We start from the raw sequence: 15,351 nt of genomic DNA on the forward strand, positions 1-15,351 counted from the left end.
ACAGCGTGGGCGGCGTGTGCAGGCGCGTCTACGCCGAGCTGGAGGCCGCGCGCGGCGCCTCGAGGTTCGACGGCGTGCGCCGCATCGGCATCGACGAGACGTCGTACAAGAAGGGCCACAAGTACGTCACGGTGGTCGTCGACCACGACCGCGGCTGCCTCATCTGGGCGCACGAGGGCACCGGCAAGGACGTGCTCAACCTGTTCCTCGACGAGCTCACGCGCGAGCAGAGGCGCGCCATAGAGGTGGTGACCGCCGACGGCGCGAGGTGGATAAGGCAGCTGGTCAAGCGCCGCTGCCCCAACGCGAGGTGGGTCATGGACCCCTTCCACGTGGTCCAGTGGATGAACGACGCGCTCGACGCCGTGCGCTGCGAGGAGTGGAACGCCGCCAGGGCCGCCAGGCCCAGGCCCGAGGGCAAGCGCGGCAGGCCTGCCAAAGGCGAGCTGCCGCCCGAGGAGGTCAGGGCGCTCGAGGAGGAGGCGGCCTCCATCAAGGGCAGCCGCTACGCGCTCGTGAAGAACCCCGAGGACCTCACCGACGGCCAGAGGGCGAGGCTCGAGGCGCTCAAGAAGAGGGCCGGCTCGCGGCTGGTCAGGGCCTGGGAGCTCAAGGAGGACCTGCGGGCCGTCTTCCGGGCAGCCGACGGCTCCGAGGCCGCCGAGCTGCTCGACGACTGGATGCACAGGGCCGCCTACTGCAAGATCGCCAAGGTCGTCGCCGTGGAGAAGAAGGTGCGCCGCCGGCGCGACGACATCATCGCCGCAGTCGAGCTCGGCATCAGCAACGGGCGCGTAGAGGCCATCAACAACAAGATCAAGGTGACGGTGAGGATGGGCTACGGCTTCCGCAACACCGACAACCTCGTGGCCCTGCTCATGCTCAGGTGCGGCGACTGCCAGCCCCAGCTCCCGGGTCGCCCGGTGAAGGCGAGGAAGAAGGGCGTGAAGGGAGCGAAGAGCGTTGCTGCCTAGGCTAGCCCCTTGTCACACAAACTACCGAAGCCTCCTTTTTTCACCTGCTGAAGGTTATCAATCTTCTTATTGAGTATCTCGGCATTCTTTCTTCTGCCAATGCCCTGGCGGGCAGATCCACCCCCCTTTCGGCTGGTTCGGGGGCACAGGCATGCCCTGACGGGCAGATCCACCGCCCTTTCGGCTGGTTCGGGGTCGCAGGCATGCCCTGGCGGGCAGATCAGCGCCTTTTCGGCAGGTTCGGGGGCGCAGGCATGCCCTGACAGACGGCTGCATTGCCCATATGCGTTTTGCGCGCGAGGACCCTGTTGCTCCTGTCAAAAGCGTGGCGAAATGAAGTGGCCCAAAAGAGGGCAGCAGAATACCGAAATCCCAGCTTGAAATAGCTCAGCTATTTGTCACTGTGCGGTTCTGCCTGCTATGATTAGCCATGCACTGCTGGGGAAGACTCATCCGCTAGAATTGCTTGGACGAAAGGAGACGCAATGGTACTCGACAGATACGCGCGATTTGCTGACAGCGCCGACGTGCTCTCTTGCCCCCTTTGCCACAGCGCCCTGAAGCTGCAGGAAGGGAGCCTCGTATGTCCGAAGAGGCACTGCTTCGATATCGCAAAGCAGGGGTACGTAAACCTTCTAGGGCCCTCCAGGCAGTCAGCCCACTACAGCAAAGAATCCTTTGAGAGCCGCATGGCAATCCTGGAGGCAGGGTATTACGACCACGTGAAAGAAGCCGTCCTCACCGCGGTAGGAAGGGCCCTTTCCCCAAGCGAGGGTCCTGCAGCTGTGAACGCGACGCCATTCCGCGTGCTCGACGCGGGATGCGGAGAAGGCTTCTATGCACGTGCAATCCGAGAAAACCTCTGTGTCGACGTGGTGGCGTTTGACCTCTCAAAAGACGCCATGCTGATGGCGGCCCGCCACGATTCCAGAAAGGCGGTCAAATGGCTGGTTGGCGACCTGACGAACATCCCCGTGCTGAAAGGCTCCATCAACTGCGTGGTGGACGTATTCGCTCCCTCGAACTACGACGAATTCAAGCGCGTTCTCACCCCAACCAGAAACGCCTCCGCGCCAGGAGTGCTGGTCAAAGTGGTTCCAGGCAGCAATCATCTTACGGAGCTGCGCCACCTTGCTGAAGGATCTTTGCGCAGCAAGGAATACTCAAACCAGCTGGTGACCGATTGCTTTGAGAAGCACTTCAAGATGACCGACCGCATCAAGGTGACGCGCACCTTCGAGATGTCCGAAAGGGACGTCCGCGTGTTCGCCGAGATGACGCCGCTGCTGTTCGGCATCGACGCGGAGTCCCTAAATCTATCGCGTGTGAAAAGCATCACCATCGAGGCTGAATTGCTGGTGGGCACCCCTCGCTCCCAAGGCCCTTCATGAGCTCAGCCAGCTCATCATCCTCTTAATTGCAGGGCTGAAGGACAGCCCTTGTCAACCGCCCCAGAAGAAATCTGGCTCTTCGGTGGTTTCTGTGGGAGAGATTCCGGCATAGGCCCAGCTCAGCGGGCGAAAACAACGATCTGGAACTGAAACGGCCCCGGGAGGGGCCGTTTCCGCGTCATCCGCCTATGATTGCTAAGCCAAATTCAGACAACCGAAGAGGTGTGACGCATGAAGAGTCTACTACTTCTCGCCCTCGGTCTGGCCCGCACGGTCGTCCTGGGCGCGCGCATCGAGGCCGAGCGCATCGTCGTGAGCGTCCGGCCCTACAAGCGCGAGCAGCGCCGCTGCCCCGTATGCGGCAGGGCCTGCGACTTCTACGACATGGCGAACCGCGGGGCCCCCAGGCTGTGGAGGGCGATGGACCTGGCGCGCTCGGCCTGCTACCTGGAGTACGCGCCCTGCAGGGTGCGCTGCCCGGAGCACGGCGTGCGCACCGAGGCCGTCCCCTGGGCGCGGCACGGGGCGCGCTTCACGCGCGACTTCGAGGACTGGGTGGCGTGGCTGGCGGTCCGCTGCACCGCCTCGGCGGTCTCCGAGCTCGCCCGCGTCGAGTGGCACAGCGTGGGCGGCGTGTGCAGGCGCGTCTACGCCGAGCTGGAGGCCGCGCGCGGCGCCTCGAGGTTCGACGGCGTGCGCCGCATCGGCATCGACGAGACGTCGTACAAGAAGGGCCACAAGTACGTCACGGTGGTCGTCGACCACGACCGCGGCTGCCTCATCTGGGCGCACGAGGGCACCGGCAAGGACGTGCTCAACCTGTTCCTCGACGAGCTCACGCGCGAGCAGAGGCGCGCCATAGAGGTGGTGACCGCCGACGGCGCGAGGTGGATAAGGCAGCTGGTCAAGCGCCGCTGCCCCAACGCGAGGTGGGTCATGGACCCCTTCCACGTGGTCCAGTGGATGAACGACGCGCTCGACGCCGTGCGCTGCGAGGAGTGGAACGCCGCCAGGGCCGCCGCCAGGGCCGCCAGGCCCAGGCCCGAGGGCAAGCGCGGCAGGCCTGCCAAAGGCGAGCTGCCGCCCGAGGAGGTCAGGGCGCTCGAGGAGGAGGCGGCCTCCATCAAGGGCAGCCGCTACGCGCTCGTGAAGAACCCCGAGGACCTCACCGACGGCCAGAGGGCGAGGCTCGAGGCGCTCAAGAAGAGGTGTTAGCGTCGGGTTTATTTAGCCACCATAGAGTCGAATTAATATCGCCATTAATGGCCGCGCTAATTTAGCCAATCGAGTCGCGTTTATTTAGCCAATACACCAGCGCTCAATTGATTGTTGTTTCCTAGTTGTGTTTACCTACTCAGCTTAATCGCCTGCGGGACAGACTCGACCGAGAACGTCTCGCACTCCGATCCCCTGAAGCTCGCGCCCTTCATCATGAACACGGATGCGCGGTCGAAGATCCTATCCAGCGTGCACATCAGCGTCTCGTCTCCCGTGAAGAATTCATCCCAGTTAACCGGCGGGGTGTTGCTGGTGAGGATAAGAATGTTCGGCCCTTCTTTCTCGTAACGTCGGTCTATGATGTCGAAGAACATGTCGGTGCACGCGCGGTTGAACGTGCAGCGGCCTATCTCGTCGATAACCAGGCAGGATGGCTTTACCAGAAAGTTGACCGCCTTGGCGGGGTTTCCGGATTCGATGGACCGCTCCAGCCTGTCCTTGAGCTCGGTGGCCTTCAGGTAGTAGGTTTTGTACCCGTTGAGGCAGCATTCCCTGGCGTACGCCTGCGCAAGGTGCGTCTTCCCGATTCCGCCGGGCCCTATGAACGCTATGTTCTTGCGCGCATGCAGGTTCGCGAGCGACGAAAGCTTCCTGATCGCCGCGGCGTCACGTCCCTGGATGCGCTTGAAGTCGAACCCTTCGAAGGTCTTGGGCGCCTTCTGCGGCAGCCTGCTCATCCTCAGCAGCGTGTCGATCGTCTTGTCGTGCTGCGTCTTCGCAAGGTAGGCGAAGACGGATTCCACTGCGCGCAGCTCGTCATCGCCGAAGTCGTTCCTCACCGCCAGCTCCGCAACCTCCTCGGGCGTCATGGCAACCTTGAAGCCCGATGCGGCCGCGCTGATGGAAGCATAGAGCCTGTCCGTCTCGGTATTTGTCATAGCAGGTCACCTCCGAAGTCGAACTTGGCCAGCATGCTCTTGCCCCTTGGCGGCTCGATCTGCGCTACCGCGGTCCCGGGAGGAACGCTGGGCAGTTCCACCGGCTGCGCTTCAAGGTACTGGTCCTCGCAGAAGGAGTCGCGCTTGCCCCATGTGACCGGATGCACCGCGAGCTCGCGGGACAGGTCATCGCTGTAGATACGGAGAAGGCCGCCTTCGCGGTTGACGCGACAGTCGCGATCCGCGTACCAGTACGGCACGCCGAACCTCCTGCCCTCGTAGCTGACGAACCCGTCGAAGCTGATTCTTCTCCTCGGGCAGAGATAGAGCGCAAGCTCGCCATCCAGCACGACGGATTTACACGCCGGCAGGCACGCGGCCCTGTGCGCATCCGCGGGAACGAGGTCGAGAGCGCGCCTGTATCGATTCGATTGGGATGCGCACCACTCCAGGGCCTCGATGTTCAGCTGCGTGATGTCCTGGAAGGCCCTTCCAGCGAGGAAGTTCCCCTTGACGAACTGCACCAGGCGCTCCACCTTGCCCTTGGTGAACGGGTGCCTTGGCTTGCACAGCCTGGTCTTGAAGCCGACGCACGCCATGAAGGCCGCATAGTCTAGCTGCCACATCGGCGAGCCGTGCGCATCACGACCGACGACCACGCTCTTCATGTTGTCGGTGAGGACGTACTCGGGGATGCCCATCACCATGAACGCGTGCACCATGCCGATAAACAGATTCTCCTGCCTGGCATTGGGGAAGAACTCGATGTAGCAGGTGCCGCAATGGTGGCATACCATAGCGAAGCAAGCGATCTTGTAGGCGCTGCCCTCCCAGTCGATGACGTTTGTGAAGCCCCAGTCCATCTGGTAGGCCTCGCCGGGTGCCGTCTGGAACCTGGTGCCGCGGCTGCCTTGCGGGGCGACGAGCCTCCGCTTCGCCGGAACGAGCGACATGTTGTCCTTGATGTACTGCTTGATTGCGGTGACTCCGCCAGAGTATCCCTGCTCCCTGAGCCTGTCGAGGCAGACCGATGAGTTGGTGACGCCCTTTCCCAGCAGCTCGTCGATGGTGCCCGTGTAGCCGGTGAGCACCGTTTTGGCAGAGCGTTGGCCAGTGCGTCCGTGCGGCGTGACCTTGAAGCCTTTTTCTTTCAGGGTTCTCGCCTTGGACCTCGAGAGTCCGGTCCGGCGGCAGAACTCTGCAAGGTTCAAGGTGCGAAAGTCCAATTCGCCGCCGTAGTCTTCGTTCATTTCTTCAAGAGCCTTGTCTATAATCTCCTGAAGGCCATTGCGTGTTTGTATGTCCATAATCCTCCTAACACTGGTGTATTGGCGTTATCCAGTTTAGGACCGACTACGGTGCGCAGTGGCTATTTTTATTCGGCTGGGATTGGCTAAATAGTTGCGACCCTGGTTGGCTAAATTAACCCGACGCTAACAGAGGGCCGGCTCGCGGCTGGTCAGGGCCTGGGAGCTCAAGGAGGACCTGCGGGCCGTCTTCCGGGCAGCCGACGGCTCCGAGGCCGCCGAGCTGCTCGACGACTGGATGCACAGGGCCGCCTACTGCAAGATCGCCAAGGTCGTCGCCGTGGAGAAGAAGGTGCGCCGCCGGCGCGACGACATCATCGCCGCAGTCGAGCTCGGCATCAGCAACGGGCGCGTAGAGGCCATCAACAACAAGATCAAGGTGACGGTGAGGATGGGCTACGGCTTCCGCAACACCGACAACCTCGTGGCCCTGCTCATGCTCAGGTGCGGCGACTGCCAGCCCCAGCTCCCGGGTCGCCCGGTGAAGGCGAGGAAGAAGGGCGTGAAGGGAGCGAAGAGCGTTGCTGCCTAGGCTAGCCCCTTGTCACACAAACTACCGAAGCCTCTAAAAAAGCCGATAACACATAGGTTTTTTGACCTAATGCGTTATCGGCTCTGCGTCTATGCGTCTGGCACTTTTAATCATTTTTTTTTGAATTTATTATATGTGTTAGCTAACTGTCCACAAGCCGCGTTAATCTCTCTGCCATGAGAAACTCTTATAGTAACTTCAAGTCCTGCTTGCTCTAATTGATGTTTGAATGCAACTATTTCCCGTTTCTGTGGTGCTTTAATTCTTGAATTGCTTGTTGGGTTGTATTGTAACACGTTAATCATAACTTTTTTGCCCCGAAACCATTTTGCAAGTTGTCTTACATCTGAGGGCCGGTCATTTATACCCGGTAAAAGCAAATACGCAAAGACAATTTTGCGATTATGCCTTTCAGAATAGGATAAGGCTTGCTTAACAACATCTTCAATAGCATATATGCGCATGTGAGGAATAATACGATTTCTTGCAGATTGTGTTGCTGCGTGTAAAGATATTGTCAACTGAATTTTAAGATGTTCCTCGCGCAATTTTTTTAATTGATCGACCGGACCAACTGTTGATATGGTAATGCCGTCGGTTGGAAAGTTGAGCCCATATCTATCTCGGAGAATATGGATTGCTTTTATCAAGTTGTCATAATTGAATAAAGGCTCTCCCATACCCATAAAAACGATACGGTTTACTTTTCGACGCAACAATATAATCTGTTGTACGATTTCTGACGATGTTAGATTACGAACAAAGCCATTTCGCCCGGACTCACAAAAAATACAACCAACAGGACAACCGACTTGTGTGCTCACGCAAACAGTTCCACCATCTCGCCGCTTGATAAAAACCGTTTCAATGTATTTGTTGTCTTTCAGTTCGTAAACATACTTTTCAGTATCACTGCTTTTGCAAATATTTTTTACCAACATTGATAGATTTTTTTTGCGTGGTAATTGCTTATATAATTCTTCATATAAGGCTTTTGCTTCATTCTCGCCAATAACTTCCGACATTTCTTTGTAAGTAAATCCGTATGGATCATTCCGTACTTCCGCAGGCGTATATTTAGGTAAACGTTTCATTTTTATATCCTTTCTTCTAAATAATAAAAGTTTGTTTTTCTGTATTTTTGATTACAATCTCTAATTTTTCTACATCAATGATATGCGTCAATTTGCATTTAGGGCAGAAAAGAGGAAAATCTTTTAATACAGTATTATGAAATACTTGAACTCTCGTCTTTCCGTTACAAATCGGACATTTTATCCAATATTTTTTAAGCATTATATTTCACTCGTCCTTTTTACACAAAAAAATGGGCTCTTCTGGTTCTGTATGGAGTTGCTTTCGCCGCCGTCCCTGTCCTCGTCCCCCACTGATAAGCGGGAGTAAAGGGCTGTGATTTTGCTGTAATCATTCATGTGCATACCCTCCTGCGTCAATATATGTGTTGCTTACAGTTAAGATTATGCACCTCATCGGGCAGAGCCGTACTCCGCGCCCTTGCGGTATTTCTTCGCGTTTTTCCCTTTGACATAGACTATCAAGCGGATAATCACCGCACCGACAATGCCGACAAGCAAATCCAACGGGTAAACGCTCGGCAAGGCGTTTTCAAAGGCTGCGGAAAATCCTTGTGTGATATTCAGTATCTTTGCAGAAATATCCGCGCCGGGGGCAAGCCGCACCGCCTGTCCGACTTTATCAAAGAGATAGACAAAGAACACATAGGGGATATTCGGAAGTATCAGCTTTTTGTAGTTGATCTGCTTCATATCTCGCGCCCCCTGTCCATTTTCTTTACCTTGTCGCGGGCGGCGTTAAGCTGCTTCGCCTTGTCCTTTGCAGCGGCAAGGGCTTTGCGGATAGAGGGCGTTTTCTCCCGGTTCAGCTTCTTTGCGGAAAACTCTTGAAACGCTGCGGTCATAACGTCCGCGTCCCGGCCTTTGAAAAACACAAGGTAACGGGTCTGCTCGCCCTTAACCTTTTTTAGCGAAAAATCTATGTTGTATTTCTTCGCCGTACTCTCAAAGGCTTTAATATTGCTGTCGGTGATCTCGATGTTGGAAACACCCGCGTTCTGCTTCATAAGCTGCCGCATGGTCTGTTTCCCATGCGCGGGTTTGCTTTTCTGCTCCAAAAACTTTTGGATTGCTTTCTGTAACGCCTGTTCGGTAAGCCGCGCCGCGCCTTTTCCCACTTTGACGTATAGGGCAATCGTTTTTTGGGTTACTTCCTCCTGCAAGGTATCAACTCCTTTCCCGGTAAAGTGCGGCTATGCTCATTCGCCGCCGTATAAGTCGTGATTGACAAGGGCGGTATAGTAGCTGTCAATGGTACTCGGCGCGTTGAACAGCACCGCTTTTAGATACTGCTTGATGTTGCGCACTTTGGTTGTGTTCTCCCTCATGCAATCCAAAACAAACTCAATATGGCTGCTGTTCAGCTTCAAAAACTTGGATTTCACCAATTCGGCGGGGTAGTCGTCCCCGGCAATACGGATTGTCTTTCGGGCTGTGCAGACGGTTTCCAGCATAAGGTCAACAATCTCGTCCAAACGGTCTTTGTCAATTTTGCAGTTTTGAATGAGATGGTCGTATTCGATATTGTCCTTGATAATCTCCCTGTAAATCTCTACTGCGCTATTGCTTTTCGCTTCCGTTCTTTTCCTTTCCGGCGGCGTAGCCGCTTCGCCATGCGCAAAGGGCAAGGGGTTTAGGGAATGGAAAGGAATGGAATCGGTACTTGATAAATCAGTAATTGATTGTTCTTTACTTAATATATCTTTATTTAATTGCGTTGGATTTTCCAACGTAGGTTTTTCCTGCGTAGGTTTTTCCAACGTTGGATTATCCAATGTTGGATTTTCCAATGTAGGTAAATCCAATATAGGCGGCTGTCCGCCGCTGGTAGCTGCTTCCGGCTCTCGCGGCTGCGGCTGCTCGTATATGACGTAATCTGCGCCCCGCAAGCGTCCCTTTTCGTCGCGCTCCCGGCTGCGCACGATATATCCGGCTTTTTCGAGTTCCTTTACCGCTTCGCGGATTGCGTCGATCTTCTCCCGGTTGATATGGGATAAGCCCGCAAGGGTATAATCCCAATCTTCGGGCAGCGAAAGCATTTGCGACAACAAGCCCTTTGCCTTTAAGGACAATTCCTTGTTTCGCAAGTGGTGGTTGCTCATAACGGTATATCCCGTATTTCGCTCCACTCTGAAAACTGCCATATTTCCTCACTTCCTCTCTTGGTATGCGTGGACAATTAGAAAGCCGTTTTCGGCTGTTTTGGTATTGCAATATGCCCTTTGCCGTTTTCGCGTCTGCAAAGCCGCATGGCACAAGGGCTTTTGCCCGTCTATTTGTCCATGCTGGCGTGCGTTTTCCGCGTCCTTTTGCCGGGGCAATAGGGACACTCTTTGAAAACGCAAAACTCATATTTCCACCCGGGGCGGTAGAAACGGCAAGTGCCGCAATCTTCATCATCTCCGGCACAACCGGATTGATAGCGGTCAAATCCCGGCTTCTGCTGCATGAGCAATTCAAACGCCCGCTGCTTGCCCTTTGTGAAATACATTCCGGCTGCACCTCCTTTCCTGCGGACATAAAAAAACGGCGTTACTTTCTCCCCCAAAGGGGTTAAGGTAACGCCGTTTGTGTGCGTATTCAGTTTTTAACACATTCCCTGTCTATCCGCTGTCCGCAAAACCATTGATTTTATTAGCTTTTTGCCGCTATCGCTATCACACCTCATTATTATCCCGCCCGCGTTATACGTCGCCTAGCTATTAAACCCATTGAACTTGAGGTAGCTCATCAGGTACGCCTTCGATACAAAAGACGAAACCGCACTGCGTACGAGCAATGACTCGCGCGTAACCTGATGTGCGGTATCGGGCACGGGAGTCTGCTCAAGGGAAAAAGCCGCACGAATCGATGCCTCAAGTTGATCGACTACATAATCGAAAGCCGTCGGAGCGTCGTAGCTCAAGCGCTGAATATTAAAGAGCGCCTGAACCGCAGCGATGGGCAGCACCTGCTTAAAGATACAAATGGCAATGAGACGCGCAATCTGCTCGCGGCCATACTGCTTTTTAACCGGAGCAGGAACGAGGCCGACCTTTACGTAGTTATTGATCATCGAAGGCGTGATAACGGGCTGCTCTACGCAAATCGAAAGCGGCTCCATCCACAGTGCAACATATTCAATAACCTGATCACGATAGAGTGTTACGTTGGGCAGCTGGTCATAGCGTGGCAGGCTCAACGCATTGAGTTTACCCACCATATCGGACTGAATAAATGCATCCGGCAGCACCGTCGGCTGAATATCCTCCGGCTTAATGCTGACCGATGTATCGGACATCGGGATAACATGTTTGACGTGGTTCATAAGAGGCCTCCGTTCGTTTTCTATATTGTATTCTAGATTATCTAGTTTTGCATACCACATAGCGGCTAAGTAAAAGTGGTTGGACAGCACATTGGCGCACCGTCCAACCACTTTGTATAAAGATAGCAACCTTACATAAGATATATTATCGTACTTATCCTCGTAAGAAGGCGTATGCGCTGGTAGCCGCTATGGCTCCGTCCGAAACGGCGGTCACAACCTGGCGCAAACGCTTGGAACGGATATCGCCGGCAGCAAACAAACCCGGCGTGCGCGTGGCCATCGAGTCGTCGGTGACGATACCGCCGTCAGGCGCCAGATCCACCAGATGCTGTACAAGCTCGGTATGGGGCTGTGTTCCGGCAAAGACAAAGATGCCAAACGAACCTGGATCGAAGGACTCGGAATAGGTATCACCGGTGGCGTTGTCCTTAAACGTGATAGTTGTAGGCATGGCCTCGCCCGATAGCTCCACAATACTAGTTTGGTACCTAACCGAAATATTATCTTTTGCGAGCACCTTTTGAACCACGCCATCGGGAGCACGGAACTGATCACGGCGCAAGACGATGGTCACGCTGCTGGCAATTTCTGATAAGAACAGGGCTTCCTCGCAGGCAGCATTACCGCCGCCAATGACAAAGACCTGTTTGCCACGAAAGAACATGCCGTCGCATGTGGCGCAATACGAAACGCCGCGACCGCGATACGTATCCTCGCCGATAAAGCCAGCAGAGCGCGGTGTGGCGCCCATGCAAGCGATAACGCTTGAGGCCACCGTGTCGCCCGTATCGTGATGCACCGTAAACAGCGCCGCATCCGCATCGTAATCGATACCCGTAACCATGCTCCATGCAACCTGTGCTCCCAGGCCCTCTGCATGTTGCTGAAAACGCTCGCCGAGTTCGGCACCGCTCAAGAGCGGAATGCCCGGATAGTTTTCGACCTCATTGGTTGTGGCGATCTGTCCTCCCGACATGCCTTGCTCAATCACGGTCGTCGTTAGGTTGGATCGCGCAGCATAAATGGCTGCAGCATAGCCCGCTGGGCCGCCGCCGATAATCGCAACATCGATCGGCTGATTGGTAGTCATGGAGTGTCCTCTCATCGAAACATTGGCGTTCTTTGCGCTCATACCCAAATTTGGGAGAACATGACAGTCATGCACTACAATGATTCTTTGCGAAACAACGATGAAGGGGAGTTATCGATGGATCAAACGCAGATGGGCAATGACGCTCCCCTGCCCACGCAAAGCGCCCCCCAATCGGAACAATTGATGCCGTCACCCGGACAAAAGCCCTTAGTAGCCATTGTCCACGCATCGGTTGGTTCGGGACACAAAGCGGCAGCAAACGCTATCGCACAAGCATTCGAGCTCATACGCGGCACCAAGGGCATACCGCAGGATGTCGAGATTAAGGTCTTGGATATCCTCGATTTTGGACGCATAAAATTCGACGGCAACAAAACGGCCGCATCGTTTACCGGCGCCACACGCCCAATTTATGACTTGACCTGGCGATATACCCTTACCGGACACCTGCTTTGGGGCGGCGGCACGGCATGGTCGCGCATTATGTTTCCCGCATTTAACGAATACGTTCGCACTCGTAGGCCTATTGCCGTGGTCGCCACACATATCACGGCAGCCAACGTTGCGGTTGGTGCGCGCGTCATTACGGGCATCGACTATCCCGTCATTTGCGTGCCGACCGATTACGAGGTGGAGGGCTGGTGGCCCCATAAGGACACTGACTTATTCTGCGTGGCTAACGAGTTTATGGCCGAGACGCTCCGCCCACGCAAGGTACCTGAGGCAAAGATACGCATTACGGGCATCCCTATTCGCGCTGGATTTGACACGGATTACAATCGTGAGGAAGAACTCGAGAAGTTCAATCTCCCTACCGACAAGACCATTGTGCTGGTAATGGCCGGCGCCAGTTTGCCTCAACCGTACGTTCGCTTTCGCGCGGCGATGGACCACACCCTCCCCTTCCTCCGTAGCTTCGAGGATATGCACTTTGTCTTTTTGCCGGGCAAGGACACGGAATACGCCACGCGCCTGAAAACGCTCTTCGAAGCCATGAAACTCGAAAACGTCACGGTCCTTGACTATGTCGATGACATGGCAGCGCTCATGCACGGCTGCGATCTGGCAATTCTCAAATCGGGCGGACTCACTGTTACCGAATGCCTGTGTGCACACCTGCCGATGATTCTGCTGGGCAAGTCCTATGGCCAGGAAAAGGCCAACACCACCATGCTCACCGACTTGGGCGCCAGCATGCATGTCACCACCGCTCGCGAGCTCATTGTGACGCTGCGCCATCTCCACGATCATCCCGAGTCGCTCAAGGCACTGCTCATCAATGGCGAAGTGCTACGTCGTCCACACGCGGCCGAGGACATCGCCATCGCAACCATGGAACTTACAGGCAAGCCCCAAAAGCGCAAACGAGCCTTCTGCCGCTTCTACTGGGGCGGAAAACCCGCGCATATCCGCTAGGGTCTTAATGTCCGCTTACCCGTGGGAGGCCCCTGTTTTAGAGTACGATACCGCATCAAAAGCTGTTTTTCAGCCGGGAAATGGGAAAAATGTTTTCCTGCAAAAGCAGTGTTTGCTTTTTTAGGAGACGAGGTTGAAAATTATGCACATACCCATGATGGAATACAGATAGATGAATTTGAAAGTGCAACAAGACGATATCCTATTTATGAATGTCTTTATAATCAGGAGAAAATATGTCTATGTCCGGCTCCTGTGGGAAGTGCTGCTGCCGTCCAAGTTTTAGAATATTTAATTGCAGGGGGTGTAACAAAGATTATTTCCGTCGGCTCCTGTGGCGTATTGGAAGACATCCCGGAAAATAGATTTTTGATACCTGTTTCTGCATTGAGAGATGAGGGAACATCTTACCATTATCTTCCTCCCTCCCGAGAAGTAGAGATTTCAAAGGCTGGTATAAATGCGATTGAATCTGCTTTAAGCCAAAAGAATATACCATATTGGGAAGTTAAAACATGGACAACAGACGGTTTTTATCGAGAAACAGTAGAAATGGTTCAGTATCGGAAAGAAGAGGGATGTCAAGTAGTAGAAATGGAATGTTCCGCATTGGCGGCGTGTGCAAAATTTAGAAAAGTTACATGGGCTATGCTGCTTTTTTCAGCCGATACTCTTGCAGACCCTCATAAATACCAAGAAAGAGAATGGGGAAAAACAAGTATATCCATAGCCTTAGAATTAGCCTTAGACGCTGTTTTATCAGTTGTTGAGGAGTAAAAATAAATACATATAGGAGTTACAATGAATATAAATGAATTTCCACAACAAGTAAATCAAGTTATTTCAATAGCAGAAACCATATTACAAGATCAAATATTGGGGATATATTTATATGGTTCAGCAACAATGAATGGGCTGCGTCCAGATAGTGATATAGATATACTGATAATTACTAAACAAGAATTGAGTAATTCAATCAGAGCAGATCTAACAAAGCAATTATTGAAAATTTCTGGCTCCGTAGGCTGTATTGAAAAAAGACCTTTAGAGGTAACTATTATCAATCAATCTGATATTGTTCCGTTGCAATTTCCGCCAAAATGTCAGTATATGTATGGTGAATGGCTAAGGGGAGAGATGGAAGCAGGAGAATATCCGCAAGCCTGCAATGACCCAGATATAATGATTTTATTATGGCAAGCAAGAAAAAATAGCATAACTTTGAAGGGGGCGGAAAGCAAAGAGCTTATTCCCGCTATCCCATTTCACGAAATTAAAAAAGCAATTCGGTTTTCTTTACCTGGTTTGATTTCCAGCTTTAAGGGTGATGAAAGAAATGTGTTATTAACCTTATCACGAATGTGGTTTACTTTAGTAACAGAAGAAATCACGACAAAAGATGTTGCCGCAAAATGGGTAATTTTAAAATTGCCGGAGAGATTTCCCCCCCTGCTAACAACGGCAAAGGAAGCTTATTTGGGAAATTTGTCTGATGAATGGGAGACAGTAGAAAAGGAAGCGATGGCACTTGTAGAATATATGAAAAAACAAATTGAGGAATTACTTAGAACAGAGTAGCAAAGTTAGCGGGGCCAATCAACGGTCAAGATGAACGGCGCATATGAAGTGACCGTCCCGTCTGGCTTTGCTGATGGGCAATCAAGGCGGGAAAGCCCTAAAATGGCTTCCCGCCCATTTCAATTATGAGAAAAGAAACACTCCAAAATCAGAAAGAGAGCGGCCAAGCACTTTGAGGGATTGGTCGCCTTGTTCACCCATTCAGCGGGACGGCGGGTGGCGGTCAAGGCCGGGTGTAAGCCCGTTCATTTCAGCCTTGACGGTTGCCCGCTGTCCTGTTACTTTTCCGGGAGTGTAGCCACAACTTCGGGACACTTTGTCCACAAGTCGGAGCGTAGGACGAGGGACGGGGGCTTTCATATACGCCCAGTCTGCTGTTGAAACCGGCTTATAGGACAAAATGTGTGTCCCGATAGAACATCCGTTTCCATCCATTAATCCAGCCAGAACGGGTACGGGTCCCTGTGGTGGAGGTCCTCCCACACGGCCCTGTCGCCCCA

Annotated in this window: 17 protein-coding genes and 1 pseudogene; 9 read left to right on the forward strand and 9 right to left on the reverse strand. The window is 53.6% G+C overall.

Translation table 11 applies throughout. The features are described 5' to 3' along the window. The 4 genes and pseudogenes from ACTM82_RS08310 to ACTM82_RS08325 all read left to right on the forward strand — a co-directional run. A partial coding sequence (locus ACTM82_RS08310; protein ID WP_441055705.1) for an ISL3 family transposase occupies positions 1 to 974 on the forward strand: 974 nt, incomplete at its 5' end. A gap of 485 nt (positions 975 to 1,459) precedes the next feature. Further along, a pseudogene (locus ACTM82_RS08315) lies at positions 1,460 to 1,600 on the forward strand (putative RNA methyltransferase); the annotation flags it as partial. Between the two features lie 63 nt (positions 1,601 to 1,663). Then, complete coding sequence (locus tag ACTM82_RS08320; protein ID WP_052241580.1) at positions 1,664 to 2,365, forward strand: methyltransferase domain-containing protein; 702 nt, start codon at positions 1,664 to 1,666, stop codon at positions 2,363 to 2,365. Positions 2,366 to 2,596: 231 nt separating this feature from the next. Next, positions 2,597 to 3,580, forward strand: a complete 984-nt coding sequence (locus tag ACTM82_RS08325) for an ISL3 family transposase (RefSeq protein ID WP_441055703.1) — start codon at positions 2,597 to 2,599, stop codon at positions 3,578 to 3,580. A gap of 131 nt (positions 3,581 to 3,711) precedes the next feature. On the opposite strand, the gene ACTM82_RS08330 is transcribed toward ACTM82_RS08325, so the two are convergent. After that, the gene (locus ACTM82_RS08330) at positions 3,712 to 4,521 is read right to left on the reverse strand and encodes an ATP-binding protein (RefSeq protein WP_441055701.1); all 810 of its coding nucleotides are present in this window, start codon (positions 4,519 to 4,521) and stop codon (positions 3,712 to 3,714) included. Continuing rightward, on the reverse strand, positions 4,518 to 5,828 hold the full coding sequence (istA, locus tag ACTM82_RS08335) for an IS21 family transposase (protein ID WP_441055699.1): 1,311 nt from the start codon (positions 5,826 to 5,828) through the stop codon (positions 4,518 to 4,520). Before istA ends, ACTM82_RS08330 begins: the two co-directional genes overlap by 4 nt. Before the next feature lie 148 nt (positions 5,829 to 5,976). On the opposite strand from istA, the gene ACTM82_RS08340 reads away from it, so the two are divergent. Then, entirely contained in the window at positions 5,977 to 6,360 is a 384-nt protein-coding gene (locus ACTM82_RS08340) for an ISL3 family transposase (protein ID WP_441055707.1), read from the forward strand. Between the two features lie 110 nt (positions 6,361 to 6,470). Here ACTM82_RS08340 and rlmN read toward each other — a convergent pair whose 3' ends face one another. The 5 genes from rlmN to ACTM82_RS08365 form a co-directional block, all read right to left on the reverse strand. Next, a complete protein-coding gene (gene rlmN / locus ACTM82_RS08345; protein WP_052802844.1) occupies positions 6,471 to 7,454 on the reverse strand; it encodes a 23S rRNA (adenine(2503)-C(2))-methyltransferase RlmN in 984 nt (327 codons plus the stop codon). Positions 7,455 to 7,470: 16 nt separating this feature from the next. Further along, positions 7,471 to 7,656, reverse strand: coding sequence for a cysteine-rich KTR domain-containing protein (locus ACTM82_RS08350; RefSeq protein ID WP_003431289.1), 186 nt, complete (start codon positions 7,654 to 7,656; stop codon positions 7,471 to 7,473). A gap of 191 nt (positions 7,657 to 7,847) precedes the next feature. Beyond that, positions 7,848 to 8,147: a hypothetical protein gene (locus ACTM82_RS08355; RefSeq protein ID WP_441055697.1), complete on the reverse strand. Its 300-nt coding sequence runs from the start codon at positions 8,145 to 8,147 to the stop codon at positions 7,848 to 7,850. Beyond that, a complete protein-coding gene (locus tag ACTM82_RS08360; RefSeq protein ID WP_441055695.1) occupies positions 8,144 to 8,617 on the reverse strand; it encodes a PcfB family protein in 474 nt (157 codons plus the stop codon). The genes ACTM82_RS08355 and ACTM82_RS08360 overlap by 4 nt, the downstream gene beginning before the upstream one ends. Before the next feature lie 36 nt (positions 8,618 to 8,653). Beyond that, the gene (locus tag ACTM82_RS08365) at positions 8,654 to 9,598 is read right to left on the reverse strand and encodes a DUF6017 domain-containing protein (RefSeq protein ID WP_002604485.1); all 945 of its coding nucleotides are present in this window, start codon (positions 9,596 to 9,598) and stop codon (positions 8,654 to 8,656) included. A 71-nt stretch (positions 9,599 to 9,669) separates the two neighbouring features. Here ACTM82_RS08365 and ACTM82_RS08370 point away from each other — a divergent pair, with 71 nt between their 5' ends. Then, the gene (locus tag ACTM82_RS08370) at positions 9,670 to 10,011 is read left to right on the forward strand and encodes a hypothetical protein (protein WP_441088537.1); all 342 of its coding nucleotides are present in this window, start codon (positions 9,670 to 9,672) and stop codon (positions 10,009 to 10,011) included. A 138-nt stretch (positions 10,012 to 10,149) separates the two neighbouring features. Here the strand turns inward: ACTM82_RS08370 and ACTM82_RS08375 are convergent, their stop codons facing one another. Next, complete coding sequence (locus ACTM82_RS08375; protein WP_427726793.1) at positions 10,150 to 10,761, reverse strand: DUF1836 domain-containing protein; 612 nt, start codon at positions 10,759 to 10,761, stop codon at positions 10,150 to 10,152. Positions 10,762 to 10,915: 154 nt separating this feature from the next. Then, a complete protein-coding gene (locus tag ACTM82_RS08380; protein WP_441055692.1) occupies positions 10,916 to 11,854 on the reverse strand; it encodes an NAD(P)/FAD-dependent oxidoreductase in 939 nt (312 codons plus the stop codon). Between the two features lie 117 nt (positions 11,855 to 11,971). Here ACTM82_RS08380 and ACTM82_RS08385 point away from each other — a divergent pair, with 117 nt between their 5' ends. The 3 genes from ACTM82_RS08385 to ant(9) are packed head-to-tail and all read left to right on the forward strand — an operon-like array spanning position 11,972 to position 14,851. Beyond that, positions 11,972 to 13,273: an MGDG synthase family glycosyltransferase gene (locus ACTM82_RS08385; RefSeq protein ID WP_441055690.1), complete on the forward strand. Its 1,302-nt coding sequence runs from the start codon at positions 11,972 to 11,974 to the stop codon at positions 13,271 to 13,273. Between the two features lie 21 nt (positions 13,274 to 13,294). Next, positions 13,295 to 14,050 carry a nucleoside phosphorylase gene (locus ACTM82_RS08390; protein WP_441088538.1) on the forward strand — a complete coding sequence of 252 codons (756 nt, stop codon included), beginning with the start codon at positions 13,295 to 13,297 and terminating at the stop codon, positions 14,048 to 14,050. A gap of 24 nt (positions 14,051 to 14,074) precedes the next feature. Then, positions 14,075 to 14,851 carry an aminoglycoside nucleotidyltransferase ANT(9) gene (ant(9), locus tag ACTM82_RS08395; protein ID WP_347376767.1) on the forward strand — a complete coding sequence of 259 codons (777 nt, stop codon included), beginning with the start codon at positions 14,075 to 14,077 and terminating at the stop codon, positions 14,849 to 14,851. Positions 14,852 to 15,351 lie beyond the last annotated feature (500 nt).

It is taken from the genome of Collinsella sp. HCP3S3_E5, from assembly GCF_052067635.1.
Lineage (GTDB): Bacteria > Actinomycetota > Coriobacteriia > Coriobacteriales > Coriobacteriaceae > Collinsella.